Origin of the sequence: Lentzea aerocolonigenes (genome assembly GCF_000974445.1) — a bacterium.
Lineage (GTDB): Bacteria > Actinomycetota > Actinomycetes > Mycobacteriales > Pseudonocardiaceae > Lentzea > Lentzea aerocolonigenes.
The window spans coordinates 261,465-288,143 of record NZ_BBOJ01000007.1; the positions used below are offsets into that span (position 1 = coordinate 261,465).

Consider the following 26,679-nt stretch of genomic DNA (forward strand, 5'->3'; position numbering starts at 1 on the left):
TGTCAAAGTGGCGCGGTGCCCGAGAACCAAGGCTCCGCGCCGCTCACCGTGGCAGGAGTGCTCGCCCTGCCCGTGCTGGCCGCGGGGCTGCCGGAGGTCGTGGTCGGCGGGGCCGGCCTGGACCGGCTGGTCCGCTGGGTGCACATCACCGAACTGACCGACCCCGCGTCGTTCCTCAAGGGCGGCGAGCTGGTGCTCACGACCGGCGTGCCGCTGCCCGGCGACACCTCGCAGGTGCGTCGTTACGTCGACGAGCTCGCCGACGTGGGTGCCGCGGCGCTGGTGCTCGAGCTCGTCCGCCGGTTCCACCGCCCGCCCGACGACCTGATCCGCGCCTGTCAGGCCCGCCGGCTGCCGCTGATCACGCTCGCCAGGGACGTCAACTTCCTGGAGGTGACCCAGGTCGTCCACACGCTGATCTTGGGCAACCAGACCGAGGTCCTGCGCCGTACCCAGAAGATCCACGACACCTTCACGGCACTGACCCTGCGCGGCGCGGGACCGGAGGAGGTGGTGCGGACGGCGGTCGAGATGACCCACCGCACCGTCGTGCTGGAGAACCTCGCCCACCAGGCGGTGATCTGCGAACCCGCCGACGTGGACGCCGAGGTGGCGCTGGAGCGGTGGGAACAGCGGTCACGAGCCACCGTCGTCAAGGACCGGACCGAGGTTCTCGGTCCTGAGGGCTGGCTGGCGACACCGGTCGAGTTCCAGGGCGAACGCTGGGGCCGCGTCGTGATGCTGCCCGGCAAGTCGTTCGGCGCCGACGACGTCACCGTGCTGGAGCGAGCGGCCATGACCCTCACGATCGCCCGGCTCATCCACTCCACCTCGTGGGAACGCAACGCGCACCGCAGCGTCCTGCAGGAAATCGCCGAGCAGCGCTACCGCTCCCCCACCGAGGCGAGGGCCCGCGCCGCCGCTCTCGGCCTGCCCGCCGCGGACGCCTCGTTCCTCGCCGTGCTGGTCGACACCCCGCGGAGCGCGACCGAGGTGGAAACCCTGCTGTCGCAGACCCTGGAGCGGACCGCGCTGGTCGGCACGTTCACCGACCAGCGCGTCGGAGTGCTGCTGTTCCTGCGCAGGGGCCAGCCGTGGCAGTCCGCGGTGGAACTGCTGAGCCGTGCCGCCCGCGCTCAGGACGCCGGTGTCGTGGTGAGCGTCGGGTGCGAGGTCACCGACCTCGCCCACGTCGCACGTTCCTTCCGGGAGGCCGGGCGCGTCGCCGAGGCCGTCCTCCCCGGTTCCACCGACCGGCTCTTCTACCAGCTGTCCGACATCGGCCTGCGGCACCTGCTGCACACGCTGCGCGACGACATCCGCGTCCAGGACTACGTCGAACGGCAGATCGGCCGGCTGGTCGAGCACGACGCCCGCCACGGCACCGAGCTGCTGCCCACGTTGCGCCACTACCTCGACGCAGCGGGCAACAAGACCATCGCCGCACGCCGTGGCGGCATCTCCCGGCAGACGCTCTACGAACGTCTGCGCCTGCTGGAAAGGCTGCTGGAGCGGGACCTCGAGGCAGGCGAGCACCGGACCGAGCTGCACGTGGCGCTCCTCCTGCTCGACGTCCTGCGCGGCTGACGACTCACGCCGTCCGTTCGCCCGTGAGCAGCTGGGTCGCGGCGAACCCCGCGTACAGCCGATCACTCGCGACGAGCTCGTCGTGGGTGCCCGCCGCCCGCACGATCCCGTTGTCCAGCACCACGATCCGGTCCGCCGAGGTGACCGTCGACAACCGGTGCGCCACCACGAGCACGGTCATCGTCTTCGCGGCGGCCGTGACGACGTCCCGGATCGCCATCTCGTTCGCGGCGTCGAGCTGCGAGGTGATCTCGTCGAGCAGCAGCAGGCGGGGACGGCGGATCAGCGCGCGGGCGAGCGCCACCCGCTGCCGTTCGCCGCCGGACAGGAACGTGCCGCGGTGGCCGACCTGCGTGTCCAGGCCGTCCGGCAGCCGTTCGACGAGCGTGTCCAGCCGGGTCTGCGCCAGGGCGTCGCGGATCTCCTCGTCGCCTGCCCAGGGCCGGCCGTAGACGAGGTTGTCGCGCAACGTCCCGGACAGCAGCGGCGCGTCCTGTTCGACGTACCCGATGCCCGCGCGCAGGTCCGCGAGGTCCCACTCCGCGAGGTCGCGGCCGTCCAGCAGAATCCGGCCGGCGGTCGGCTCGTAGAACCGTTCGATCAACGCGAAGAGCGTGGACTTCCCGGCGCCGGACGGACCGACGAACGCGGTGAGCCCGGTCGCGGGGACCTCGACGCTCACCCCGCGCAGCACCTCCGGCAGCTCGGGGCCGTAGCTGAACCGCACGCCGGAGAACTCCAGGCGCGCCGCGTCCTGCCCGAGGGCACAGGGCTGGGGGTCACCGGCCGGTTCCGCCTCCATCTCGTCGACCTCCGACAGGCGGCGCACCGCGGCCAGTCCGATCTGCAGGCGGCTGCCCGCGTGCAGCAGCTGCCCGATCGGCTCGTGCAGGTAGAACAGGAACAGCAGGAACGCGACCAATGTGGACAGTGAGATCGCACCGGTCGCGACCCGCGCCCCGCCGATGCCGAGCACGGCGAGGAACGCCGCCTGGACCGCCAGGGTGTTGGACCCGTGCACCAGGGACTCCCACCGGGCAGAACGCAGACCGGCGCGCCACGCGTCCTCGGCACCGCGGTCGATCGCGGCGATCTCCCTGGCCTCCGCGCCCGCGGACTTGACCGTGCGGAAGGCACCGAGCACGCGTTCCATTCGCGCCCCGGTCTCCCCCACCGCGGTCTGCGCGGCGCGGGACGCCTTCTCGATCATCGGCATGCCCGCGCCCGCGAGCGCGCCGACCACCGCGAGCACGGCCAGGGTGACGCCGAGCAGGACGGGGTCCATCACGCCCATCATCACGACCATCACGACGGACGTGACCGCACCGGTGACCAGCCCGACGAGCGCGCTGGTGCACACCTCGCGCAACAACGTCGTGTCGCTGGTGAAGCGCGACAGCAGGTCGCCGGGCTCGGTCCGTTGCACGGCAGGCACGCGCAGCGAGAGCAGTCGCCTGGTCAGTCGCTTCCTGGCCACCAGCACGACCGACTCCGCGGCCCGTTCGAGCAGGTAGTCGCCGATCATCGCGATCGCGGCACCGGCGAGCGCGAGGCCGACCAGCAGCACCAGCAGCCCGGTGATCGCGCCACCGGTGCCCAGCCTGTCCACCAGCGCCTTCGCGGCGAGCGGCTGGGCGGCCGCGGCGAGACCGCCGAGCAGGACCAGCGCCCCTCCGAACAGGACGGTGCGCCGCTGGGGCCGGACGTACCCCAGCAGCGTTCGCCAGGCCGGGCGGTCGATCTGCGTGCGCACGGTGACACAGCTCCGTTTCTCGTTGGACGGTCACCTGATCCTCGTGCCGTGCCACCGTTCGCAGCATCGCCGAACCGGCCGGACAGGCCAGCCGGGTGGCTGGAGATCACCCTCCACCTGGCGGGTCCGTCAACGCCCGGCGCGGACAGCACGCGGCGACGCGCCCCACACCCGGCGGCAGACCTTGTTGAACGCCTGCAGGTCCGGGATGCCCACGGCCGCCGCCACCGCGGCGATCGGCAACGTCGACTCGCGCAGGAGGTGGCGGGCCCGGTGGAGCCGGCGCTCACGGATGTGCGCCACGACGGTCGTCCCCTTCTCCGCCCGGAACAACCTCGTCAGGTGGTTGTGCGACACCCCGGCGGCCACCGCGACCTCCGCCACGCTCAACGGCCCCGCCAGGTTCGACTCGATGTGGGCGATCGCGGCGGACACCGCGGCGTGCGGTCCCGTGGCGTCGGACAGCCGCGCGGTGTGCCACAGCGCCGTCCACACCGCGGCCACCGCCATGGCGGGCTCGGTCGCCGCGACGGCGATCGCCTGGCGCAGCAACGTCGTCAGCACTGGGGTGTCGGCTCCGGCGTCCTGCATCACCGGAACCGTTCTGGCCGCACCGGTCTCCGCCAGGCGCAGGTGGACGTACAGGTGTTCCGACCGTCCGCGGTAGTGGTACGTGATCCGCTCGCCCGGCGGCACCAGGCTCACGTGGCCCGGCCTGATCCGGTGGCGGTGACCGCCGGCGTCGAGCTCGCCGTCGTAGCCGTACAGGTGGAACTGCCACAGGTCCGGCAGCCGGAAGACGTCACGCGGGCGCGAGGTGCCGTGGACACCGACTCCGAGGTTCACGACGACAGGAGGCTCGTCCAGTCGCACGCTCACCCGTTCCACGGTGAGAAATTACCAGTAATGGTGAGTGCAACCCATTACAAGGCAACAGGAAACGCCCAGACTCCGTTGGGTGGAAACCACTCACCTGCTGTCGTCCGCGCAGGTCGCCCGGTTCGTGGCGCAGGGCTTCCTGCGGCTCGACTCGGTCGTCCCCGACGACCTCAACCACGCGGCCACGGCGGCGATGCCGCACGGAATGCCCGATCTTCCCTACGGAACACCGTTGGCGAACGCCTACGAGGAAGGCTCGTTCGTCCGCCGGATCATGGATCTCCCGGCGATCGCGGGCGCCGTGCGCAGCCTCGTCGGCCCCTCCCCGAACGTCGACCACCACGCCGTGCACGTGCGGGAACCGCAGGAGGGCGCGGCCCAGCACCTGCACGCCGACGCCATCATCGACACCCGCCCCGACGCGTTCGACGTGCAGCTCATGTACTACCCGCACGAGGTCACCGCCGAGATGGGCGGCACGCTGCTGGTGCCTGGCAGCCACCTGCGCCGGACCAACGAGACCGACATCGGCCGCTACCAGAACCTGCGCGGGCAGGTGCGTCTCACCTGCCCGGCCGGCACGGTCCTCCTGCTGCACCACGGGATCTGGCACGGCGGCCGGCGCAACGACTCGGCGCACCGGCGGTACATGTTCAAGATCCGGCTCAACCCGACGGTCCCGCAGATCCGCTGGTGGGACACCACCGACCTCGGCTCACCGGAGGTCCTGGCCGAGCTCGACGCCAGGATGCCGTGGTACGAGTGGGCGACCGGACGGCTGGAGATCTACAACCGGATCAGGCTCTGGCGGGCGCTGACGTGCGACCCGGACTTCGACCTCGACCACTGGGTCACCAGGGTCACCAACCGTCCGGGGAGGACCGCGTGAAGCAGCGAGTTCTGGTGCTGTACCTGGCGAACTCGGCGCTCGACGCGCCCGTCGTCGGCTGGTCGTCCTACGACGGCACCGGCCGGAGCGCCCCGACGGCCGGCGACGGCGACGAACCGCCGTACGAAACCGGCGTGGACGCGCTGCGGGACGGGTGGCGCCTGTTCCAGGCCTCCCAGCTCATCCCGCCGCACCCCGGTCACGAGTACGACACGTCGTTCCTCAAGCACGAGTTCTTCTTCGAAAAGCTGGAGTGAAGGCCGAGGTAGGTCAGCGGACCGGGGTCGGCGACCGGGATCTCGTGGAAGCCGAGCCGGTCGTAGAAGGCCCTGGCCGCGGTGTTGGCCGTGACCATGCCGAGGTGAACGCCCGGCACCCCCTTGCGCCACAACGCGTCGAGGAAGGCCGACATCAACGCGCGGCCGTGCCCCTGCCGCTGGTACTGCGGCAACAGGTCGATGTGCAGGTGCGCCGGGTAGTCCTCGAGCCCGGGCACGAGCATGCGTCCGGGGTCGTGCATCAGCCCGATCATGACCTCGGACGGCGTGACCGGCGGCCTGCTCGGCGCCGGGTACCGGTGCACGAGCCCCGGCAGCCAGGACTCCCGGTACTGCTCGACGAACGTGGCCGTGTCGGCCGTGCCCAGAACGTAGCCGACGGCCCGTTCCCCGTTGTCCAGCACGAAGGTGAGGTCCGGTGCCAGCTCGGCGTAGGGCCCGGCGAAGATGCTGGGCACGAGGTCGAGGTCCGGGTAGAGGTGGCGCGAGTCACCACCCTCGTGGGCGGTCCGGACGCAGATGTCGTACAGCGCGGCGCGGTCGTCCGGGCGGTAGGGCCGGACTACGGGTGATGGGCTCATGCGCGCCATCGTCGCCCACGTGGGAGCGCTCCCACAAGGCGGTTTCCGACGGAGGTAGAGGCCTGCGATCGAGCTGGCCCAACGCAACCAGCGAATCCTGAAGAACCACCCATCCTGCCGATGCACGACAAATGAATAGCGCGGAACCACCGGCACGCCCAACACCGCCAACGCCGCGCGGAGTTCAAGCGTGCGATCACCGCCGCTGACGGCGCGCGGAGCTCAAGCGTGCGACCACCGACGCCGACGCCGCGGAGCTCAAGCGTGCGATCGCCGCCGGGTCAGCCCACGCGACAACACATCGACTCGACGGCGTTGCGAGGCCTGGCGGCGAAGCCCGCGAGCCTTCCTCCAGTTTCCTGGCGGAACCACCGGAAATCCCCTGTGGACGGTCAGCACAAACCCGCCGACGCCCCACCGCCAGCAGCCCGGAAAGCGCTTTCACACAACGATTGACGGCCTCGCGAACCTCCCTCTACGTTGAGATTTCCGAGCAGTTCCCGGAAAGGCAGGGTCAATGCGCAGACGTTCACTCCTCGGCGTGGCCGCCACCGCGATCGTCACCCCTGTGGTGACCGGCAACCGGGCGATCGCCGACCCACAGCCACAGGGCAGGTCCCGCTGGGTCAACACCTGGGTCTCGATGCCTCAGCTGTGCGAGCCGCACAACATGCCGCCACCACCCTTCACCCAGGGCAACCTGGTGCTGGCCAACGCCACCCTGCGCCAGACCGTGCGGGTGACGATCGGCGGCCGGCGGATTCGGTTGCGCTTCAACAACGCCTTCGGTGGCGCGACCCTGCCGATCACCGCCGTCACCGTCGCGCTGCCGAAGGACGGCAAGGCGGGTGTCCACGAGGTCCAGCCGGGCACGGTCCGGAAGGTGACGTTCACCGGACGGTCCTCAGTGGACATCACGGACGGCGCGCTGATGGTGTCCGATCCGCTCGACTTCCCGCTCGAACCGGGGACGAACCTCACGGTGAGCGTGTTCCTGGCCGACGGGCAGGCGTCCAGCTCGATCACCTCGCATCCGGGTTCCCGCACCACGTCCCACCTGATCGCCGGCAACCACGTCGAGGACGCGGGCCTGCCGAACGCGACGCCCACCGACCACTGGTACTTCCTGAGCGGGGTCGAGGTCCAAGCCACCGACGCCAGAGGCGTGGTCGTCATCGGTGACTCGCTGACCGACGGCCGCGGCTCCACCACCAACGGCAACGACCGCTGGCCAGACCGGCTCTTCGACCGGCTCCAGGCCGGCCACGACACCAGGCGGATCGCGGTGCTGAACCAGGCTGCCGGTGGCAACCGCGTGCTGAACAACGGTCTCGGGCCGAGCGTGCTGTCCCGGATCGACCGCGATCTGCTGGCGCAGAGCGGTGTCGCGTGGCTGCTGTTGTTCGAGGGCGTCAACGACATCGGCACGGCCGCACCCGACGAGAGCTCGCAGAAGAAGACAGCCGACGACCTGATCGCGGGCTACCAGCAGGTGATCGAACGGGCGCACACGCACGACATCCCGGTCTACGGAGCGACGCTGCTCCCCTTCGGCGGCGCCGGTTACGACGATCCCGGCGGCTTCCGCGAGACGGCCAGGCAGGCGGTGAACCGGTGGATCCGGACCAGCCGCCGCTTCGACGCCGTCATCGACTTCGACGCCGCCGTGCGCGATCCCGCGATTCCCCGGCAGCTCCTGCCCGCGTTCGACGTGGGCGACCACCTCCACCTGAACCCGGCTGGCTACCGGGCCCTGGCGGAAGCGGTGCCGACGCGCCTCTTCCGAGGCTGAACCTACGGGTTGATCCTGGTGTAGGCGGGCTTCGGCCTCAGGTTCGAGTCGAACAGGCAGGCCGCGCCTTCACCGGGGAACGTGCCCGGCACCCACGAGTGGCGGTCGGTGTAGCCCCACGTGGTGAACTCCACGCACCGCGAGACGGCGTGGCAGTCGTCCCAGATCTGCTTGTACATGGTCGCCTGCTGGTTCAGCTTGTTCTGGTCGGCCGGCAGCTGGATGCGCACGTCGGCCTCGGTGATCGCGATGTCGACACCGAGGGCGGCGAGCCGCTCGAGGTTCTGCCGGAAGCCCGACGGGTAGCCGTACCGGGTCGCCAGGTGGGTCTGGATGCCCACGCCGTCGATCGGCACGCCCTGCTGCTTGAGCGAACGCACGAGGTTGTACATGGCGTTGCTCTTGGCGTTCATGCCCTCGGTGTTGTAGTCGTTGATGTAGAGCTTGGCCGAGGGGTCGGCGGCACGGGCCGCGCGGAAGGCGTCGGCGACGAAGTTGTCACCGAGCCTCGTCTGGAAGATCGACTGCCGTCGTGAGCCGTTGTCCTCGAAGATCTCGTTGACGACGTCCCAGGCACGGATCTTGCCGCGGTAGCGGCCCATCTCGGTGTTGATGTGCTGCTGGACCACGGTGCGCAGCTCGCCCCCACCGAGGTTGTTCAGCCAGTTCGGGTACTGGCTGTGCCACACCAGCGTGTGCCCGCGCACGGTCTTGCCGTTCTGCTGGGCGTAGTTGACGATCGCGTCCGCACCGGACCAGTTGAACTGGTTGCGGTTCGGCTCGACCACCGCCCACTTCATCTCGTTCTCCGGCGTGACGCTGTCGAACTCCCGCGTCAGCACCGACCGGTAGTCCGCCTGGCTGCCCAGAGGTCCGGCAGCCACCGCACTGCCGACGTACCGGTTCGTGATGTCCTTCAACGGTCCCGCAGCGGTTGCCGGAACCGCCTGGCCCGTCACCATCACGGCCGCCGCCGCCGTGATCGCGAGAACCCGTGGTAAGCGCAACTTCATTGTCGCTCCTGTTGGGGTTGACTACATGCGTTTGCTCTCCGGCGGTCCGAGGTAGCTCGGTCGCAGCCCACCGGTGTCCACGACCAGCTTCTGCACCACGACGGTCGGATCGACCATCCAGAACTTGAGCACGTGCGGTCCCGCGGTGAGCACGTGCTTCGTGGCGGTGAGGTTGACGTTGTCGGAGGTCATGCGCTCCCACTGCCGGTTCATCAGCGAGTGGTCGGCACCGGAGGTCTTGATGATGTCCACGACCTGCGGTGCCGCGTCGTCGAACGACACCGCGTACCGCAACCCCGGCGTCGGCAGCACTCCGGCGCGGGGCGAGAGGTGCGCCCACACCGTCACCTCACCGGGGGTGAACAAGGTCATCCGGTACTCCAGCCTGGGGCCGCGGCCGGGTTCCCGGCTCGCCGCGGTCACCGGGAACGGCTTCATGCCCGCCCCGGTGCGTCCGATGCCCGGGATGCGCCGCCACCGGACGCCGTTCGCCGCCACGTTCGCGCTGGCGTGCTCGGCTTCCACCGACACGTACCCGCTCGCCTCCATGAACCCCGAGCGCCACGACCGCGGCACGTCGGGGTTGCGGACGACGGCCTCGACGGTCACCGTGCGACCGGCACCGGACACCACGATCGGAACCCGTGTCGTGCCACGGGGTGCGCGCGCCCAGTCGACCTCGACCGTTGCCCGCAGCTGCTTCTCGACGCGTCCCGACCCGGGTCGCACGACCAGCCACGGCACGCCGGCGTGGATCGTGCAGGCGAACGGTTCGCGGCCGCGGTTGAAGACGTCGACGAACTGCCCCGGCCGGCTCTGGAACGGGCTGAACTCCGGGAGCACCGGAGTGTCCGAAGAGGACGGCCACCACTGCTCGGAGCCGTCGATCGCGACGCCCATCTCGGCGCCCTCGGGCACGGTGATCCGCTGCACCGGCGGGAAGATCTCGTCGGGCAACGCCACGTTGTCCTTCTCGGGCTGCTGCCACGGCGCGTTCGGGCCGTAGCGTTCGACGTCGCCGTAGCCGATGTGCGGCTGGGTCTGGAAGCCACGCCACTTGCCACCGGCGACGAGAGTGTTGAACCGCTCCGCCAGCGCCAGGTCGTCGGCGAACCGCGCCTCCGCCGTCGCGGCGAGATCGTTGGCGAGCGTCCGGCCCTGCTTGGCGTAGAAGATGTTCGTGAACTCCGCGCGCCGCAGCTCGTACAGGTTCGCGGTGGCCTTCACCTGGTACAGCACCAGTTCGAAGAAGGCGTCCTGGTAGTGCGACGGAAGCCGGGACGCGATCCGCTCGGCGCGCTCGCCCAACTCGCGCCACTCCTCCGTCACCCGGTCCAGCTCGCCGTGGTGGACGAGGCTGAACGGCGTCTGCTTGTCGTCGTAGAGGATCGCGGTGCCCTCGACGGTGATCCTGCGGTTCAGCAGCTCGGGTTTGCGCCGCGCCTGGAGCTTGCCGTAGGTGCTCAGCACCTCGGCGATGTCGGCGGCACACCGGGAGCCGAAGTTCTGCGCGGCGTACTCGCGTTCCCACTGGGGCAAGCGCTCCAGCGGCATCGGTTTCCAGGCCTGGTCGAAGAAGAACTGCGCCGGCAGCTCGTTGCCCTTGAAGTCACCGACGTTCGCGACCCACAGCCGCGAGACGCCGTACTCGGCGGCCTGGTCGAGCTGTTCCCAGACGTTGGCGAGCGCGGCCGTGTCGACCCACTTGTAGTTGCGGCCGCCACCGACGTAGTCGAAGTGGTAGTACAGGCCGTACCCGCCGGCACGGGGTGGCAGCGACTGGTCGGGGAGCTTGCAGAGGTTGCCCCAGTTGTCGTCGGGGAACACGACGGTGACGTGGTCCGGTGGCCGCAGTCCCTTGTCCCAGTACCGCAGCACTTCCTTGTAGAGAGTCCACACCTGCGGGATCTCCGCCGGGTCGCGGCCGGTGACGCGGGCCAGCACCTCCTGCTCGGCGGCGAGGATCGACTGCATCAGCTCGATGCTGTCGCCGTCGGGCAGCCCGGTGTCGCCGTTGCCGCGCATGCCGACGGTGACGACGCCCTCGAAGTCCTCGTCCACCATGCGTTTGATGCCGTCGGCCCAGTAGGCCTTGATCGCCTCGGGGTTGCGGCGGAAGCTCCACTCCCCCGTGCCGCCGTACGGGTCCTGTCCCGGCTTGGCGTGGCGGTTCCACTCCTCGATGCCGCGCATCATCGGCGCCTCGTGCGAGGTGCCCATGACGATGCCGTAGCGCTTGGCGGTGGCGTGGTTCAGCGGGTCGTCCTCGGCGAACGCGCGGCCCCACACCGCCGGCCAGACGTAGTTGCCCTTCAGCCGCAGGACGGTCTCGAAGACCTTCTCCCAGAACAGGTGGTTGAACCCGCCGGGGTGGCCCGGTGCGTGACCGGGCCCGAAGTAGCGCGGAGCCCACGTGCCCAGCGCCGGGTTCTCGTCGTTGATGAAGATGCCGCGGTACTTCACGAACGGTGTGCCGAGGCTGTGCCGGTCCGGCGACACGTGCAGCTCGTCGCGGTGCTCCACGGGCACGTCGTCCCACCAGTACCAGGGCGAGACTCCGATGCTCCGGGAGAGGTCGTAGGTGCCGTAGATCGTGCCGCGCGGGTCGCTGCCGGTGAGCAACAGCAGGCGTCTGCGACCCGCTCGCACGACCTGGGTCAGCGACGTCTCCCACTTGCCCGCGACGCCGGCGACGTCGAGGTCGAGCTCGTCGACGAGCGGGCTGCCGAGAGTGCCGACCAGCACCGCGTCACCGTCGGCCGGGAGCGCGTTGACGAGCTGCGGCCTGATCCCGGTGACGCGCTCGACGTCCGCCTGGAGGTCGGCCGCGACCCGCACGACCCCTGGGTGGTCGGTGGTGCTGACCACGATCGGTGCCGCTCTTCTCTTCGACACCAGGGGAAAGCGCGCCGAACCACCCTGCTCCGACACGAGGCCGGCGGCGGAGGCTGTTCCGGTGACGCTCGCTCCCGCTGTCAGAGCGGCCAGCAGCTGCAGGAAGTTCCGACGGGCGAGGGGCGAGGTCATCGTTGAGCTCCTCCTCCAGGTGTCAGCCCTTCACCGAACCGGTGAGCCCTCCCACCATCCGGCGTTCGGCGAGCACGAAGAACGTGAGTGCCGGGATCATGGACAGCGCGGTGAAGGCGAGCACCTTCGCGGTGTCCTGGGTGTGCTCCGACTGGAACATCGCGACGCCCAGCGGGAGCGTGAAGTTGGTGGAGTCGTTGAACACCAGCAGTGGCAGCAGGAAGAAGTTCCAGCTGCTGACGAACGCGAGCACGGACACGGTGGCCAGCGCGGGCCGGGACAGCGGCAGCAGGATCCGCCAGAAGAACCCGAGCCTGGCCGCGCCGTCGAGCAACGCGGCGTCCTCGAGCTCGGTGGGAATCGCGTGCATGAACGGCCGCAGGATCACGATCGTGATCGGCAGGGAGAACGCCGCCTCGGGAATGGCCACGCCGAGCGGGTTCTCCAGCAGTCCGAGCTGACGCAGCCACAGGTACAACGGCAGCGTCGCGACCCCGAGCGGGAACAGCAGCCCGAGCGTGAACAGCGTGTAGAACGCCTCACGGCCCCGGAAGACGTAGCGGGACAACGCGAACGCCGCCATCGAGCCGAACGCGACGGCCAGCGTCGTCGCGATCACCGCGATCAGCGCGCTGTTCCAGAGCAGTCGCCAGAACACCGGCGAGGTCAGCACGTCCCGGTAGTTCTCCCACACCCACGGGCCGGGAAGGCCCGCCGGCGAGGAGTTGATCTGAGCGGTGGTGCGGAACCCGCCCAGCAACACGAACAGCAGCGGCACCACCGTGATGCCGACGACGGCGAACGCGGCCAGGTAGCCGGCGGTGTTGCGACGTGCCATCTCAGCTCACCGCCCTGGTCAGCGCGCCGTCGGTGTCCCGGCGCAGTGCGAACCGCTGGTAGAACAACGCGAAGGTGAAGCAGATGATGAACAGGATCACCGCGACCGCGCTGCCGAACCCGAACTCGTACCGCTTGAACCCGTGGTCGATCAGGTAGGTCGCCATGGTCGTGGACGCGTTCGCGGGCCCGCCCAGCGTCATGATCCAGACCAGGTCGAACAGCTGCAGCGACCCGATCACCGACAGGAAGATCCACACGCGGATCGTGGGTCCCAGCAACGGGAGCACCACGTGCCGGGTGGTCTGCCAGCTCGACGCGCCGTCGAGCGCGGCGGCTTCCCGCAACTCGGCGGGGATGCCCTGGAGCCCGGCCAGCAGGAGGATCACGCCGAAACCGATGTACTTCCAGGTGATCACGATGAACAACGTGTAGAGCACGAGTCCCTGGTCGGCCAGCCACTGGTGCACGAACGAGCCGAGGCCGACACCGCGCAGGACCTCGTCGACGAACCCACCCGGTTGCAGCATCAGCAGCCAGATCACCGCGGTCACGGCCTCGGACAGCACGTACGGTGCGAAAACCACCATGCGCAGGAACGTCCGGCCGCGCAGCTTCCGGTTGAGCAGCAGCGCGAGGCTGATGCTGAGCGGGAGCTGCACGATGATCGAGAGAGCCGCGATGATCAGGTTGTGCCCGATGGCACCCCGGAACACCTCGCCGGAGAAGGCGTCGACGTAGTTGTCCAGGCCGACGAAGTCCGTCAGCGGGCCGAAGCCGTTCCACGAGTAGAGGCTGTAGTACACGGCCACGCAGATCGGCACCAGGACGAACCCGGCGAACAGCAGCAGGCCTGGTCCCAGCAGGAGCGCGAGCTCGAGCCGGGTGCGCAGGCGCGACCGCCGCCGGGTGCCCCCGGCCGCTGGCGCGTGCGGCACGGGGGCGGTCGGTGGCCGCGTGGTGATCGCGGCGCTCATCACTTGTTCCCGGCAGCTGCTTTGCTGACCGACCCGACGATCGTGCTCGGGTCACCCTGCCCTGCGAAGAAGTTCGCGATCGCGTCGTTCAGCGCCTGACCGACGTTGGTCGGCATCGCGATGTCGAAGTAGAACTGCAGGTGCGGCGCCTTCGACACGTACTCCGCGATCTTCTTGTGCGTCTCGGTCTTCAGCGACGCCACCGCGGCCGGGTGGACGGGCAGGCCGGAGCCCGTCGCGGCGAGCTTCTTCTGCACCTCCTCGCCGACGAGGTGGCCGAGGAAGTCCGCGCACGCCTTGGCCGCACGCGTGGTGCAGGAGAAACCGTCACCGCCGCCGAGGACGGAGTTCGGGTCACCCTGACCACCGGGCACGGCCGGGAACGGGAACCAGCCGATCTTCGAGTCCAGGTCCTTGTCCTCGGTCAGCGACTGCATCACGTCCGGGTTCCAGTCGCCCTGCAGCTCCATGGCGGCCTTGCCGGTCGCGAGCATGCCGGCCGAGCTGCCGGCGCCCTGCTGGGCCGGCGTGCCGACGAAGCCGTCCTGGAACGGCTTGGTGTCCAGGAACGCCTTGAGGTTCTCGCCCGCCTTGGTGAAGCACGGGTCGGAGAAGTCCTTCTTCTCCACCGCGGTCTTCAGCGAGTCGACGGAGCACTGCCGGATCGCGAAGTAGTTGTAGTAGAAGGCATCCGGCCAGCGGTCCTTGCCACCCACGGCGATCGGCACCAGGTTCGCCGTCTTCAGCTTGGCCACCGCGGCGTTCAGCTCGTCCAGCGTGGTGGGCGGGCTGGTGACCCCGGCGGTCGCGAAGAGGTCCTTGCGGTACCAGAACCCGACGGCGTGCATCTGGTACGGCACACCGTACTGCTTGCCCGCGGACTGCCAGCCCGTCGCCGCCTGGCCGAGCGGTCCGATCCAGCTCTTCGACGCCTGCGTGATGTCGGCGAGCTTGCCAGAGCTGAGCTGCGAGACCAGTGAGCCACCGCCCCACTGCTGGAAGATGTCCGGTGGTGTGTTGCCCTGCAGCGCAAGGGGCACCTTGGTCTGGAACTGCTCGTTCTGCAACGGCTCGATCGTGAACGAGACGTCCTGGTGGGTCTTGTGGAAGTCGTCGGCGATCTGCTGCCAGATCGTCTTCATCGGTTCCGTGGTCCGGTTGTGCCACCAGGTGAGCGTGACCGGACCGTTGGCGGAGGCGTCGCCGCCACCCGAACCACTGCACGCGGCGAGCAGGAGTGTCGCTGCGGCGGCGAGGGCGACGGACAACTTGTGCACAGAACGCATTGAGGTCCACTCCTGACGACGTCGGCCGAGTTGGACAGGCGGTGAGCGATGCGCGACGGGTAGTGAGAATTGCGCGTCCGCCGCCGTGTGTCAATCGTTGTCGATAACGTTTTACAACGCTAGCCTGGCCCCCGTGCCTCCCCGCTCTCGTGTCACGATCCGTGACGTCGCCGCTCAGGCCGGCGTCTCGGTCGCCACCGTGTCCAAGGTCCTGAACCAGCGCTACGGCGTCTCCGCCGACACGTTCGCGAAGGTGACGGCCGTGATCAAGGAGCTGGGCTACGAGGCGAGCCTGGTCGCGCAGAGCCTGCGCAACCACCGCACCAACGTGATCGGCATCCTGGTCGCCGACATCGAGCCGTTCAGCACCGAACTGCTCAAGGGCGCGGCCGACGCCATCCGCGGCACCGGTTTCGAGCTGGTCGTGTACTCGGCGGGCGGCCGCACCGGCGATCCGGAGGGCTGGGAGCAGCGTTACCTGACGCGGCTCAGCGGCACCCTGGTCGACGGTGCCGTGCTCGTCACGCCTGCCGTCGACCTCGAAGGCCTGCCCGGCACACCCGTCGTCGCCGTCGACCCGCACACCGGGCGCGCGGCACTGCCCACAGTGGACTCCGACAACCTCCACGGCGGACGGCTCGCCACCGAGCACCTGCTCGCGCTCGGCCACCGCCGGATCGCCCTGCTCACCGGCCGCGAGGACCTGAAGTCCGCCCAGCAGCGCGAAACCGGCTACCGGGGCGCGCTCGCCAGCGCGGGCATCGAGGTCGACGAGAGCCTGATCCGCCGCGGTGACTACGACCACGACGTGGCGGCCGAGTCGGCACGGGCGCTGCTGAGCGAACCCGACCGCCCGACCGCCGTGTTCGCCGCCAACGACATCTCCGCCATCGGTGCCATCGAGGCCGCGCTCGAGCTCGGGCTGCGGGTGCCGGAGGACCTCTCGGTGGTCGGTTTCGACAACATCCCCGAGTCCGCGCTGTGCACCCCTCCGCTCACGACGGTGCAGCAGCCGATCCGGGAGATGGGCCAGCGCGCCGTCACGTTGCTGGTTCGGCTCATCAACGGCGAAGACCCGGAAGACACGCACATCACGCTCGGCACCGAGCTCGTCGTCCGCCAGACGACGCGCGCGCTGCTTTCCTGACCCCAGGAGGACCTGTGACGACCGAGGCCACCACGTCCGGCGAGCTCTGGCGCGATCCGCAGGCCGCGCCGGCCGACCGCGTGCGCGACCTGATCACCAGGATGACCGTCCGCGAGAAAGTCGCGCAGCTGTACGGGGTGTGGGTCGGCATCGAGTCCGGCGGCGAGGTCGCACCTCACCAGCACGACCTCGCCGCGCCGATCGACTGGGACGAGCTCGTCCAGCACGGTCTCGGCCAGCTCACCCGCGTGTTCGGCACGCGCCCCATCGCGCCGGAGGTCGGCGCGCGCAGCCTCGCCCGCACCCAGCGCGAGATCATCACGCGCGGCCGGTTCGGCATTCCCGCCGTGGTGCACGAGGAGTGCCTGACCGGTCTCGCCGCCTGGCAGGCCACGGTGTACCCGTCGCCGCTGTGCTGGGGCGCGAGCTTCGAGCCGGACCTGGTGCAGCGCATGACCGAGCTCATGGGCCGGTCGATGCGCCGTCTCGGCGTGCACCAGGGTCTCGCGCCGGTGCTCGACGTGGCGAGGGACCTGCGCTGGGGCCGCGTCGAGGAGTCGATCGGCGAGGACCCGCACCTCGTCGGGCTCATCGGCAGCGCGTACGTCTCCGGGCTCGAGTCGGCGGGGATCGTCGCCACGCTCAAGCACTTCGCGGGCCACTCGGGTTCGCGTGCCGGGCGCAACCTCGCGCCGTCCTCGGTCGGTCCGCGCGAGTTCGTCGACGTGCTGCTGCCGCCGTTCGAGATGGCGCTGCGAGCGGGTGCGCGCTCGGTGATGAACTCCTACACCAGCAACGACGGTCTTCCGGCCGCCGCCGATCCCGGGTTGCTCACCGAACGGCTGCGCGACGAGTACGGGTTCGCCGGAACCGTGGTGGCCGACTACTTCGCCATCCCGTTCCTGCACCGGCTGCACGGCGTGGCGGCGGACCGGGAGGATGCCGCGATCCAGTCGCTCGTCGCGGGCATCGACGTCGAACTGCCCACTGTGGACTGTTACGGCGAACCCCTGCTCGCCGCACTCGACGCCGGCACCGTCGACGAGGCCGTGGTCGACCGCGCGCTCGAACGCGTGCTGCTGCAGAAGCTCGAGCTCGGCCTGCTCGACCCGGACTACTCCCCCGACGTGCCCGGTGAGGAGATCGACCTCGACGACGCCGAGTCGAGGGCGCTGGCGCGACGGCTCGCCGAACGGTCGATCGTGTTGCTGCACAACGACGGACTGCTCCCGCTGACCGGCAGGCGCAAGGTCGCCGTCGTCGGCCCGCGGGCGAACGACGCCGGTGCCGTCATGGGCTGCTACTCGTTCCCGTTGCACGTCGGCGTGCACCACCCGGAAGTGCCGATCGGCCTCGACGTGCCCACCGTCGTGGACGCGCTGCGGGCCGACCACGACGTCGTGTACTCGCTCGGCTGCCCGGTGCTCGGTGGCACGGACGACGAGATCGCCGCGGCGGTCGAGGCCGCGCGCGAGGCGGAGGTCTGCGTCGCCGTGCTCGGCGACCAGGCGGGCCTGTTCGGCGCGGGCACGTCCGGCGAGGGCTGCGACGCCACCGACCTCAGGCTGCCCGGCAGGCAGGAGGAGCTGCTGGAGGCGCTGCTCGCGACGGGCACCCCGGTCGTGCTGGTGCTGCTGTCCGGACGGCCGTACGAGCTGCACCGCCAGATCGACCGGCTCGCGGCCGTCGTCTGCGGCTTCTACCCCGGCGAGGAGGGCGCGGCCGCGCTGGCCGACGTCCTCAGTGGACGGACGAACCCGTCCGGCAGGCTCCCGGTGACCTTCCCCGGCGCCGGCACGAGCCAGCCGTGGACGTACCTCGTCGCACCGCTCGGCGAGCGCACCGACATCAGCAGTGTCGACCCGACGCCGCTGTTCCCCTTCGGCCACGGCCTGTCCTACGCGCCGGTCACCTGGCTGACCACCGGTGTCGAGGCGCGGGAGTGGCCGACCGACGGCACGTGCCGGCTGGTCACGGTCCTGCGCAACGACAAGGAGATCGCGACCACCGAGGTCGTCCAGATCTACCTGCACGACCCCGTGGCCGAGGTCGCGAGGCCGACGCAGCAGCTGATCGGCGCGGTGAAGGTCGATCTCGCGCCCGGCCAGACCCGCACCGTCACCGCCGAGCTGCACGCGGACCTCACCGCGTACACCGGCCGCGCGGGTCACCGCCAGGTCGACCAGGGCGACGTCGAGCTCCGCGTCGGCAGGTCGAGCACGGACGTCCACGCGGCTCTGCGGCTCGTGCTCACCGGCCCTCGCCGCCGCGTGGGCTACGACCGTGTTCTGACACCGGTCTTCGACATTCGGTAGTGTCCATTGCGGACAGGCCGGGTTGTCGGAGGAGAGCTCTGTGCTGGAGATCAGCGGACTGACGTGGGCCGTGACGATCGGGGTGATCGTCCTGTTGCTGGCGGTGGACCTCGTGCTCGCGGCGTGGCGCCCTCACCGGATCGGCTTCCGCGAGGCCAGTCTCTGGTCGGTGTTCTACATCCTCGTCGCCGTGGGTTTCGGCGTGTGGTTCGCCACGGCCCACGGCGGCGGGTTCGGCGCCGAGTACTTCGCGGGCTACATCGTCGAGAAGAGCCTGTCGGTCGACAACCTGTTCGTCTTCGTGATCATCATGACGACGTTCCTGGTGCCCGAGGAGCACCAGCACAAGGTGCTGACGTTCGGCATCGTGCTCGCGCTGATCATGCGCGGCATCTTCATCGCCGTCGGCGCCACGCTGCTGTCGTTGTTCTCCTTCATGTTCCTGCTGTTCGGCCTGCTGCTGATCTACACGGCCGTGCAGCTCTTCCGGCACCGCAACGAGGACCCGGACGTCGAGAACAACGTCGTCGTGAAGACCGCCCGCAAGCTCCTGCCCGTCACCGACGACTACGTCGGCGGCAAGATCTTCACGCGGATCGACGGCAAGCGCATGGCCACTCCCCTGTTCGTCGTGCTCGTGGCCATCGGCGGCGTCGACCTGCTGTTCGCGCTCGACTCGATCCCCGCGGTGTTCGGCGTGACCGAGCAGCCGTACATCGTGTTCACCGCCAACGCGTTCGCGCTGCTCGGCCTGCGCGCGTTGTTCTTCCTCGTCAAGGGCCTGCTCGACCGGTTGGTGTACCTGTCGGCCGGTCTCGCGGTCATCCTGGCGTTCATCGGCGTCAAGCTGATCCTGCACTGGGGTCACGTCGACATCTCCGCGTCGATCCCCGAGGTGCCGACCCCGCTCAGCCTCGGCGTGATCATCGGCATCCTCGTGATCGTGACCGTCGCCAGCCTCGTCAAGACGCGCAACGACCCGTCGGCGAAGGCGCACGCGGGATCGCTGCACGGCCACAAGGAACCCGAAACCGACTAAGGTTTCTGCCCACGCTCGTCCGCCGATCTCGGAGGTGTGCACCGTGGGTGCCGGCACGTACGGAGACGCCGCTTACCGCTTCCTCGTTCCCGACGCGCCGCACCACAAGCGCACCGACTCGGACCTGTTCCCCGCGTTCGACTCCACCCGCGCCACCACGCTGAACGTGTTCCGCGCCAGGCCGGGTGTGCAGCGCCCGCGCCTGATCTCGTCGTGGTCGGGAACGATCGAAAGCCTGTTGCTGGCGTTCCCGTCCTACGGTGTGCGGGCGCCGGAGCTCACGGCCGGCTACCGCTCGGTGATCAACGCGATGCGCATCGGGACCCGGTTCGTCGTGGTGCACCACGAGAGCGACCGGCAGGTCGTCGAGGAGTGGTTCAGCGGGCATCCCGCCGCGAACGTGTCGTACGTGCCGATGCCCGACTACGTCGACTTCACGGACTGGGCGGAGGACGGCTACCTCGCGCTCGTCGACGCGGACGACACCGACGACCTCCGCACCTACCTGCTGGAACCGTGGTCGTTCCCGCGCTCGGGAGACTCGCTGATCGCGGACACCGCCGAGGAGTTCACCGCGCTGCGGGCGAGCCAGGCGCCGCTCGTGTTCCAGGGCGGGAACTGCCTGATCGGTGACGACTTCTGGTTGCTGGGCACCGACTACTTCCTCGACACGCTCGAACTGATCCGCAGCGGCGAGCTCCCGATCAGCGTGCCGGAGGGCCGCACGGAGGTCGAGTTCGTGCGGGAGCTGTTCCGGCGGCACGTCGACAGCACGCGCGAGCTCCAGCTCGTCGGCACGAAACGGCCGTTGGGCCTGAAGAGGTACTACGCGACCGTTTCGGACGGGGAGTTCTTCCTCGACCTGCCCGGTGGCGGCACCGGGGACCTCCAGCCGATCTTCCACATCGACATGTTCGTGACGCTCGCCGGACCGGCGGACGACGGCCGGTTCCGCGTGCTCGTCGGCAGTCCAGCGCTCGCCGACGCCGCGCTGGGCACGAAGTCGCCGTTCGCGTTGCAGACCGCCTACGACGAGATCGCGGCCGAGTTCGACCGGCTGGGCTTCGCCGTCGTGCGCAACCCGCTCGTGCACCGGCCGCAGATCACCCAGCGCCTCACGTTCGCCGCTCTGCGGGACTTCGCGGCCACCCCGGACGGCGCCGAGCTGCGCGAGGTCGTCGCCCAGTTCACGGCGGCGGGTGCGCAGCAGGACACCGTGGTCCAGGTGCGGTCGTGGCACCACATCACCTGGAACAACTGCCTGGTGGAGAACAGTTCCAGTGCCGGGAAGTCTGTCTACCTGCCGACGTTCGGGCACGGCGAGCAGGCCGACCTCGCGGTGATCGACGACGAGATGGAACGGCTGTGGACCGGTTTCGGGTTCTCGGTGGTCCGGCTCGCCGACTTCAACGCGTTCGCCAGCCGTCTGGGTGTCGTGCACTGCATCAAGAAGTACCTGGGACGGGGTGCGTGATGATCGATCACCTGATCTACGCCGCGCCGGATCTCGACGCCGCGGTCGACGAGATCGAGCAACGGTTCGGTGTGCGCGCCGCGGGCGGTGGCCAGCACCTCGGTCTGGGGACGCACAACAGGTTGCTCGCGCTCGGTCCGCGAACGTACCTGGAGATCATCGCGCCGGACCCGCGCCAGCCGGAGCCGGACCTGCCCCGTCCGTTCGGAGTGGACGGTGTGACGACGCCGGGCCTGGTCGGCTGGGCGATCACGTGCGACGACATCGACCAGGCGCGGACCGCGGCCACGACCGCGGGTTTCGACCCCGGCGCCGTGATCGGCGGACAACGGCGGACGGCCTCGGGTGACGTGCTGCGGTGGCGGCTGACCAGCAACGCCCTCACCGGCGGCGTCGTGCCGTTCCTGATCAGCTGGGGTGACACGCCGTCGCCGGCGATCTCCGCGCCACCCGGCCTCGTGCTGGAGTCGGTGCACGTCGAGCACCCCGAGCCGGCGCTGATCACGTCCTGCCTGCACGCCCTCGGCGCCTTGGTCGAGGTCCGCTCTGCTCAGGAACCCGCCCTGGTCGCCGTGATCTCGGGACACGAACTCAGATAAGTAACACTTGACTACTTAGTAACAGGTGTTACACGATCCGCGGCATGGATCTGCACGAGGCCGAGCCCGCCCGCGATCCGCGGGTGCGCCGCACCCGCGCGGCGGTGATGCAGGCCGTCTTCGACCTGGTCAGCGCACGCGGCACGACCGCGATCACGGTCTCGGAGATCGCCGAGCTCGCGGACGTCAGCCGCCGCGTCGTCTACCAGCACTTCGGCGACCTCGACACGCTGCTGCTGGAGACCGGCCTCGACCTCGCGCGGCGTGAGCTGCTGCCCCGGCTGGCGGATCTTCGCGAACCCGTGGACGGGCGTGCGGAAACGCTCGTCCTGGCCCGGCACTTCTCGGACAACCGCGTGTTCTACCGCGCGCTGCTGACCGGCTCCTGCGCGTTCGCCCTGGACCGCGGCCTGATCAGGCTGATGCTGCCGCTCAACCGGCACGGCGTCGCGCACCGCTACGGCGACAAGCTCTCCCCGCAGGCGATCGACGACCTCGCCGCGTTCATCACCGGTGGCGCGGGCTCCTTCGTCACGACCTGGGTGGTCGACGGCGCGCCCGACCCCGAGGCCTTCACCGACCGGCTGCTGAGCGTGATCTCACTGATGATGGAGCTCCGATGATCAGCTATCTCATCGAACGCAAGCTCAAGCTCTCCCCGCCCCTGACCCGTGACGTGGTGGTGCAGCGGGATCTGCGCGTGCCGATGCCCGACGGCGTGGAACTGCTGGCCGACAGGTGGATGCCGCACTCCGGTGGCGACGGGCTGCCGACCGCGTTGATCCGCTCCCCCTACGGCAGGCGCGGGTTCGGCACGGTGTTCGCGAGGCCGCTGGCCGAACGCGGTTACCAGGTGCTGATCCAGAGCGTGCGCGGCGGGTTCGGCTCCGGCGGCACGTTCGACCCGATGCGCCAGGAACGCGCCGACGGCCTCGCGACCCTCGACTGGCTCGTCGCCCAGCCGTGGAGCGACGCGATCGTGCTGTACGGCCTGAGCTACCTCGGGCACGTGCAGTGGGCGGTCGCCGACCAGCTGCCACCGCAGGTCAAGGCGATGATCCCGATCGTCACCGAGTCCGCGTTGACGCTGGAGTTCCTGCGCCCCGACGGCATCTCGCTGGAGACGCCGTTCGGCTGGGGCGTGCTGGTGGGCACGCAGGAACGCCCGCTCGCGATGCTGCGCAAGCCCTTCCAGGACAAGAAGACGGCCAAGGCGCTCCAGGTGCTCCCGCTCGTCCAGGCGGACGTCGCCGCCTTCGGCGAGCGTTCCGCGTACATCCAGGACATCCTCACCCACGACGCCGGTTCCGCGCGGTGGGACGGGCTCGACCACAGCCACCGCGTCCCCGGCGTGACCGTGCCGGTCAGCTCGATCGGCGGCTGGTACGACATCTTCCTGCCCGGTCAGCTGCGCGACTACCGCGTGTTGCAGGACAACGGCCGCAACGCCCGGCTGACCGTCGGCCCGTGGACGCACACGGACATCACCGCCACGCCCGTCGAGGAGGCGCTGGAGTTCGGTCTCGCCCACGCCAACGGGATGGCGCCGCCGCACCGCGAGCCGGTCCGGCTGTACGTCATGGGCGAGGAGGCGTGGCGCGACTTCCCGTCGTGGCCGCCGCCCGGATACTCGTCGCAGCGCTTCCACCTCACTTCCGGAGGTGTGCTCAGCGCTGAGGTTCCCGCAGAGTCCTCAGTGGACTCCTACCGCTACGACCCCGCCGATCCCACGCCCGCCGTCGGTGGTGTGCGCCTGGCCGGGGACAGCGGCCGGGTCGACAACACCGCCCTGGAGGCGCGGCCGGACGTGCTCACCTACACCACGCCGTTACTGGAGAAGGACGTCGAGGTCATCGGTGAGGTGAGCGCCGAGATCTGGTTCTCGTCCAGCCTGCCGCACGCCGACGTGTTCGTGCGACTGTGCGACGTCGATTCCGACGGCCGGTCGTGGAACGTGTGCGACGGGCTGGTGAGCCTCACCGGAGCACAGGAGAAGCAGTGCGCCACCGTGCGGCTGTGGCCGACGGCGTACCGCTTCCGGTGCGGGCACCGCATCCGGGTCCAGGTGTCCAGTGGCGCGTTCCCGCGGTACGCGCGCAACCCCGGTACCGGTGAGTCACGGGCCACCGCCACGACACTGCTGGCAGCAGACCAGACCGTCCACTGCGGACAGTCCGTGATCACGCTGCCGGTGCGCTGACGGTCAGGGACCCTTGCCTTTGCCCTTGCCGGACTTGCCCTTGCCGCTCTTGCCGTTCTGCTGGACCTGAACGGGCGCCGGCTGCACGGTGGTCTCGGCCACCGGTTGCTGGACGACCGGTGCCGGTGCCTGCACGGTGGTGCTCGGCTGCGTGGACACGGGCGCGGTGGTGGCCGGTGGCGCCGACTCCGCCGGTGCGGCGTGGTTCTGCGCGAGGATGCCGGTGCCGGCCGCCGCGATCAGCACCGCGGCCGACGCGGCGGCGAGCAGCCCCCGTGAACGCCGCGGCACGACAAAGGTCCGCGTGTCCGCCGCGAGCAACGCCTTGGCGCACTCGCGTGCGGTGGGACGGCGGGCAGCGGACAGGGACGTCATCAACGTCAGCAGCCGGGCGACACCGAACGGCAGGTCGTCCGGCACGACCGGCGGCCGGTGCAACCTGGCCACGGCCGCCTCGATCTCGGCGCCCTCGTACTCCCGGTGCCCGGTAAGGCATTCCAGCAGCACCAGCCCCAACGCGTACACGTCGACCGCCGGCGTGATCTCGCCGCCACGCACCTGCTCCGGCGCCAGGTAGGCCGCCGTGCCGACGACCTGGTCGGCCCGCGTGACCCGAGCGCCGTCCACGAGGCGCACCAGGCCGAAGTCGGCCAGACGGGGCACATCGTCCTCGCCCAGCAGGATGTTGGAGGGCTTGACGTCACGGTGGACGAGGCCCTGATCGTGCACGTGAGCCAATGCGTCGGCCAGTGCCGCCCCGAGCCGGCGCACGTCCTCGACGCGCATAGGCCCGCGGTCGAGGCGATCACGCAACGTACGCCCCTCGACCAGTTCCAGCACCATGAACGGCGTCTCGCCGGTGGTGTCCGCGTCGTAGACCGTCACCAGCCCCGGATGCGACAGTCCCGCAAGCGTGCGGATCTCGTTGTCGAACCGGCGCGCGTCCGCCAGATCACGACCCTTGCGGAACAGCTTGATCGCGACGTCACGCGCGAGCACGGTGTCCCTGGCGCGGCGCACCTCGGCCACGCCACCCGTGCCCAGCACCTCGCCCAACCTGTAGCGGTCGGCGAGAAGACTCCTGTCCGGCATGATCCGGGATTCCCCGCCGAACGGGCGACCTAACCTTCCGGGAGGGGGCCGTGCGCACTGATCGGCGCGGTCGTGTCGCTGATGGTCACGTTCCAGCGGCTGCGCCCATGACGAGCTTTGGTTGCGTCATCGCCGCTTCGCGACGATTGCAATTGGCGCTTGACTTCGGGGCCCTTGCGAGGCGCTGTGTCGGGCGGAAAAGGTCGGATGCTCCGCACCCGCCCGATCCGTGGACGGTAGCACCTCGCTCCCAAAGTCAAGCCCCAATCGCAGTCGTGCGTGGTTGCGTTGGGTTGTTCGGCTCACCTCATTACCGCTTGCCCGATGACGCATTGCCCTGTCCGGCTCGGCTTCGCCATCGCGGTTGTCAGGGGCGCTCGACTTCGCCTTCGACAGTGGTTCAGCTGGAGGGCCGGTTGTGCCTTGCCACTGCGGTCAGTGAGACGCATCGGCGATGCCGCTGCCATTGCTGTTTATCACTGTCGCGACCACTTCGCCATCGCCGTCGCGGAATTGTCGACGCGCGACAGAATGGGCCACGCAACGAGGAGGAAGCCGTAGCCCATTCGCCATCGGATACGTTTCCTCGTCGCGGCCAGGCAGCATCGCCGTGCCTTCCTGCGGCGGTCAGGCGATGTTGATCGGGTTGCGTCTTGGCTTTTGTTGGGGGTCGAGCCAGTCGGGTGCGTAGAAGGTCGGGATGCCGTTGACCATCCTGACGTTCCACTTGCTCTGGTGGATGAGTGTGTGGTGGTGGCGGCAGAGCAGCACGGCGTTGTCGACGGAGGTGTCGCCTCCGTTGGCCCAGTGTTTGATGTGGTGGGCGTCGCAGTGTCTGGGCGGTCTGCCGCAGCCCGGGAACGCGCAGCCCCGATCCCTCGCGACCAGAGTCCGACGGATTCCTGCCGGGAAGGTGCGGGTCTTGCGGCCGATGTCCATCGGCTGACCCTGGCTGCCCAGCAGCAGCGGGATGATGCCCGCATTGCACGCCAGCTGACGCACCTGCTCGGCCGGGATGTGATCGCCGTTGTCGAGCATGCCCTGCCCGACCCGCTCGGCGAGGTCCTCGTGCCGCATGGTCACAGTGAGAGTGACCGGTTCGCCGCCGTGTTCGGGCAGCTGGTCGGCGCGCAGCATCAGGTCGATCAGGTCGGCGAGTGCGTCGCCTTCGCGTTCGGAGCGGCTGCGCGCGTCTGGGCCTTGCCCGGTGTCCGGGCGGGGCTTGGCCAGCGGATCCAGGAGTGCCTCGTACTTGGCGCCGGTGACCTTGTCCAGCTTGGCGCGGATCTCCAGCCGCCCGTTCTTCCACTGCATCAAGTGCTGATTGCCCGGCGGCGCAGGCTCGGCGTCACGAGGCTCCGGGTCGTTCTGGAAGAGGCTGTAGGCGAGCGTGTTGCCGAGCTTGCGGACTGTGACGGGCTCGAAGTCGCGTGCGTAGCCGACCACGGTGGTCTCGTGTTCGGCGGGCACGGTCTTCATGATTTCAGCGATTGCCGCGACGTGGTCGATCGACAACGCGCCCTCGGCCACCGCCTCCGCCGTCAGCGGCAGCTTAGGAGCGAGTTCGCTGCCGGTCGGGGTGATCTCATTCGTCAGCAGAGCGGCAGTGTCGATCCACCGGTTGGCGACGCGGAGATCCCAGCGGACGACGTGCCGCAACACCTGCGGCAAATTCCGGTAACCCAGCTCGCTCGCGGCTCCGCGCCGATCCAATTCGGCGACGATCTGCAAGGCGGCATTCTCGCGGACCCGGATTTCCGTCACCTCGTCGACGAGACTGCGGAGCAGCTCGTCGGTGGAGAGGAGGCGGTTTTCGATCACGTGTTCTAATCTACCGCAAGATCACGACCAGATAACGGGTAAAGCCGCACACGATAGGGTGAACCAGCGATGGCGAAGCCGAGCCGGACAGGG

At 69.6% G+C, this 26,679-nt stretch carries 21 protein-coding genes; 11 read left to right on the forward strand and 10 right to left on the reverse strand.

What is annotated here, in order from left to right:
* The first annotated feature begins 15 nt into the window (after positions 1-15).
* Positions 16-1,587, forward strand: coding sequence for a PucR family transcriptional regulator (locus AOM45_RS15780; protein ID WP_030473768.1), 1,572 nt, complete (start codon positions 16-18; stop codon positions 1,585-1,587).
* 4 nt (positions 1,588-1,591) lie between these two features.
* On the opposite strand, the gene AOM45_RS15785 is transcribed toward AOM45_RS15780, so the two are convergent.
* Both AOM45_RS15785 and AOM45_RS15790 read right to left on the reverse strand, forming a co-directional pair.
* On the reverse strand, positions 1,592-3,340 hold the full coding sequence (locus AOM45_RS15785) for an ABC transporter ATP-binding protein (RefSeq protein ID WP_030473769.1): 1,749 nt from the start codon (positions 3,338-3,340) through the stop codon (positions 1,592-1,594).
* Positions 3,341-3,469: 129 nt separating this feature from the next.
* Positions 3,470-4,219: a helix-turn-helix transcriptional regulator gene (locus AOM45_RS15790; RefSeq protein WP_030473770.1), complete on the reverse strand. Its 750-nt coding sequence runs from the start codon at positions 4,217-4,219 to the stop codon at positions 3,470-3,472.
* Positions 4,220-4,298: 79 nt separating this feature from the next.
* Between AOM45_RS15790 and AOM45_RS15795 the strand changes: the two genes are divergently transcribed.
* Both AOM45_RS15795 and AOM45_RS15800 read left to right on the forward strand, forming a co-directional pair.
* Positions 4,299-5,108, forward strand: a complete 810-nt coding sequence (locus tag AOM45_RS15795; RefSeq protein ID WP_201779980.1) for a phytanoyl-CoA dioxygenase family protein — start codon at positions 4,299-4,301, stop codon at positions 5,106-5,108.
* Entirely contained in the window at positions 5,105-5,365 is a 261-nt protein-coding gene (locus AOM45_RS15800; RefSeq protein ID WP_030473772.1) for a hypothetical protein, read from the forward strand. The genes AOM45_RS15795 and AOM45_RS15800 overlap by 4 nt, the downstream gene beginning before the upstream one ends.
* Here AOM45_RS15800 and AOM45_RS15805 read toward each other — a convergent pair.
* Complete coding sequence (locus tag AOM45_RS15805) at positions 5,308-5,967, reverse strand: GNAT family N-acetyltransferase (protein ID WP_201779981.1); 660 nt, start codon at positions 5,965-5,967, stop codon at positions 5,308-5,310. The genes AOM45_RS15800 and AOM45_RS15805 overlap by 58 nt on opposite strands.
* 517 nt (positions 5,968-6,484) lie before the next feature.
* Between AOM45_RS15805 and AOM45_RS15810 the strand changes: the two genes are divergently transcribed.
* On the forward strand, positions 6,485-7,759 hold the full coding sequence (locus tag AOM45_RS15810; RefSeq protein WP_030473774.1) for an SGNH/GDSL hydrolase family protein: 1,275 nt from the start codon (positions 6,485-6,487) through the stop codon (positions 7,757-7,759).
* A gap of 2 nt (positions 7,760-7,761) precedes the next feature.
* Here the strand turns inward: AOM45_RS15810 and AOM45_RS15815 are convergent, their stop codons facing one another.
* The 5 genes from AOM45_RS15815 to AOM45_RS15835 are packed head-to-tail and all read right to left on the reverse strand — an operon-like array spanning position 7,762 to position 14,899.
* Complete coding sequence (locus tag AOM45_RS15815; RefSeq protein ID WP_081902818.1) at positions 7,762-8,772, reverse strand: glycoside hydrolase family 10 protein; 1,011 nt, start codon at positions 8,770-8,772, stop codon at positions 7,762-7,764.
* A gap of 21 nt (positions 8,773-8,793) precedes the next feature.
* The gene (locus tag AOM45_RS15820; protein WP_030473776.1) at positions 8,794-11,799 is read right to left on the reverse strand and encodes a glycosyl hydrolase 115 family protein; all 3,006 of its coding nucleotides are present in this window, start codon (positions 11,797-11,799) and stop codon (positions 8,794-8,796) included.
* Positions 11,800-11,821: 22 nt separating this feature from the next.
* Positions 11,822-12,637, reverse strand: a complete 816-nt coding sequence (locus tag AOM45_RS15825; RefSeq protein WP_030473777.1) for a carbohydrate ABC transporter permease — start codon at positions 12,635-12,637, stop codon at positions 11,822-11,824.
* Position 12,638: 1 nt separating this feature from the next.
* Positions 12,639-13,613: a carbohydrate ABC transporter permease gene (locus tag AOM45_RS15830; protein WP_030473778.1), complete on the reverse strand. Its 975-nt coding sequence runs from the start codon at positions 13,611-13,613 to the stop codon at positions 12,639-12,641.
* Positions 13,613-14,899, reverse strand: a complete 1,287-nt coding sequence (locus tag AOM45_RS15835; protein ID WP_030473779.1) for an ABC transporter substrate-binding protein — start codon at positions 14,897-14,899, stop codon at positions 13,613-13,615. Before AOM45_RS15835 ends, AOM45_RS15830 begins: the two co-directional genes overlap by 1 nt.
* Positions 14,900-15,032: 133 nt before the next feature.
* Between AOM45_RS15835 and AOM45_RS15840 the strand changes: the two genes are divergently transcribed.
* The 7 genes from AOM45_RS15840 to AOM45_RS15870 are packed head-to-tail and all read left to right on the forward strand — an operon-like array spanning position 15,033 to position 23,673.
* The gene (locus tag AOM45_RS15840) at positions 15,033-16,046 is read left to right on the forward strand and encodes a LacI family DNA-binding transcriptional regulator (RefSeq protein ID WP_030473780.1); all 1,014 of its coding nucleotides are present in this window, start codon (positions 15,033-15,035) and stop codon (positions 16,044-16,046) included.
* 14 nt (positions 16,047-16,060) lie between these two features.
* Positions 16,061-18,361, forward strand: a complete 2,301-nt coding sequence (locus tag AOM45_RS15845) for a beta-glucosidase (RefSeq protein WP_030473781.1) — start codon at positions 16,061-16,063, stop codon at positions 18,359-18,361.
* 40 nt (positions 18,362-18,401) lie between these two features.
* Positions 18,402-19,400 carry a TerC/Alx family metal homeostasis membrane protein gene (locus AOM45_RS15850; protein ID WP_030473782.1) on the forward strand — a complete coding sequence of 333 codons (999 nt, stop codon included), beginning with the start codon at positions 18,402-18,404 and terminating at the stop codon, positions 19,398-19,400.
* A gap of 43 nt (positions 19,401-19,443) precedes the next feature.
* A complete protein-coding gene (locus tag AOM45_RS15855) occupies positions 19,444-20,874 on the forward strand; it encodes a hypothetical protein (protein ID WP_156094454.1) in 1,431 nt (476 codons plus the stop codon).
* A complete protein-coding gene (locus AOM45_RS15860; protein ID WP_030473784.1) occupies positions 20,874-21,473 on the forward strand; it encodes a VOC family protein in 600 nt (199 codons plus the stop codon). The genes AOM45_RS15855 and AOM45_RS15860 overlap by 1 nt, the downstream gene beginning before the upstream one ends.
* Positions 21,474-21,517: 44 nt before the next feature.
* Positions 21,518-22,096, forward strand: coding sequence for a TetR/AcrR family transcriptional regulator (locus AOM45_RS15865; RefSeq protein ID WP_030473785.1), 579 nt, complete (start codon positions 21,518-21,520; stop codon positions 22,094-22,096).
* Positions 22,093-23,673 carry a CocE/NonD family hydrolase gene (locus tag AOM45_RS15870; RefSeq protein WP_030473786.1) on the forward strand — a complete coding sequence of 527 codons (1,581 nt, stop codon included), beginning with the start codon at positions 22,093-22,095 and terminating at the stop codon, positions 23,671-23,673. The genes AOM45_RS15865 and AOM45_RS15870 overlap by 4 nt, the downstream gene beginning before the upstream one ends.
* Before the next feature lie 3 nt (positions 23,674-23,676).
* On the opposite strand, the gene AOM45_RS15875 is transcribed toward AOM45_RS15870, so the two are convergent.
* Both AOM45_RS15875 and AOM45_RS15880 read right to left on the reverse strand, forming a co-directional pair.
* On the reverse strand, positions 23,677-24,765 hold the full coding sequence (locus tag AOM45_RS15875) for a serine/threonine-protein kinase (RefSeq protein ID WP_030473787.1): 1,089 nt from the start codon (positions 24,763-24,765) through the stop codon (positions 23,677-23,679).
* 627 nt (positions 24,766-25,392) lie between these two features.
* Positions 25,393-26,586 (reverse strand): HNH endonuclease signature motif containing protein, encoded by a 1,194-nt coding sequence (locus AOM45_RS15880; protein ID WP_059362507.1) that lies wholly within the window; start codon positions 26,584-26,586, stop codon positions 25,393-25,395.
* Between the last annotated feature and the right edge of the window lie 93 nt (positions 26,587-26,679).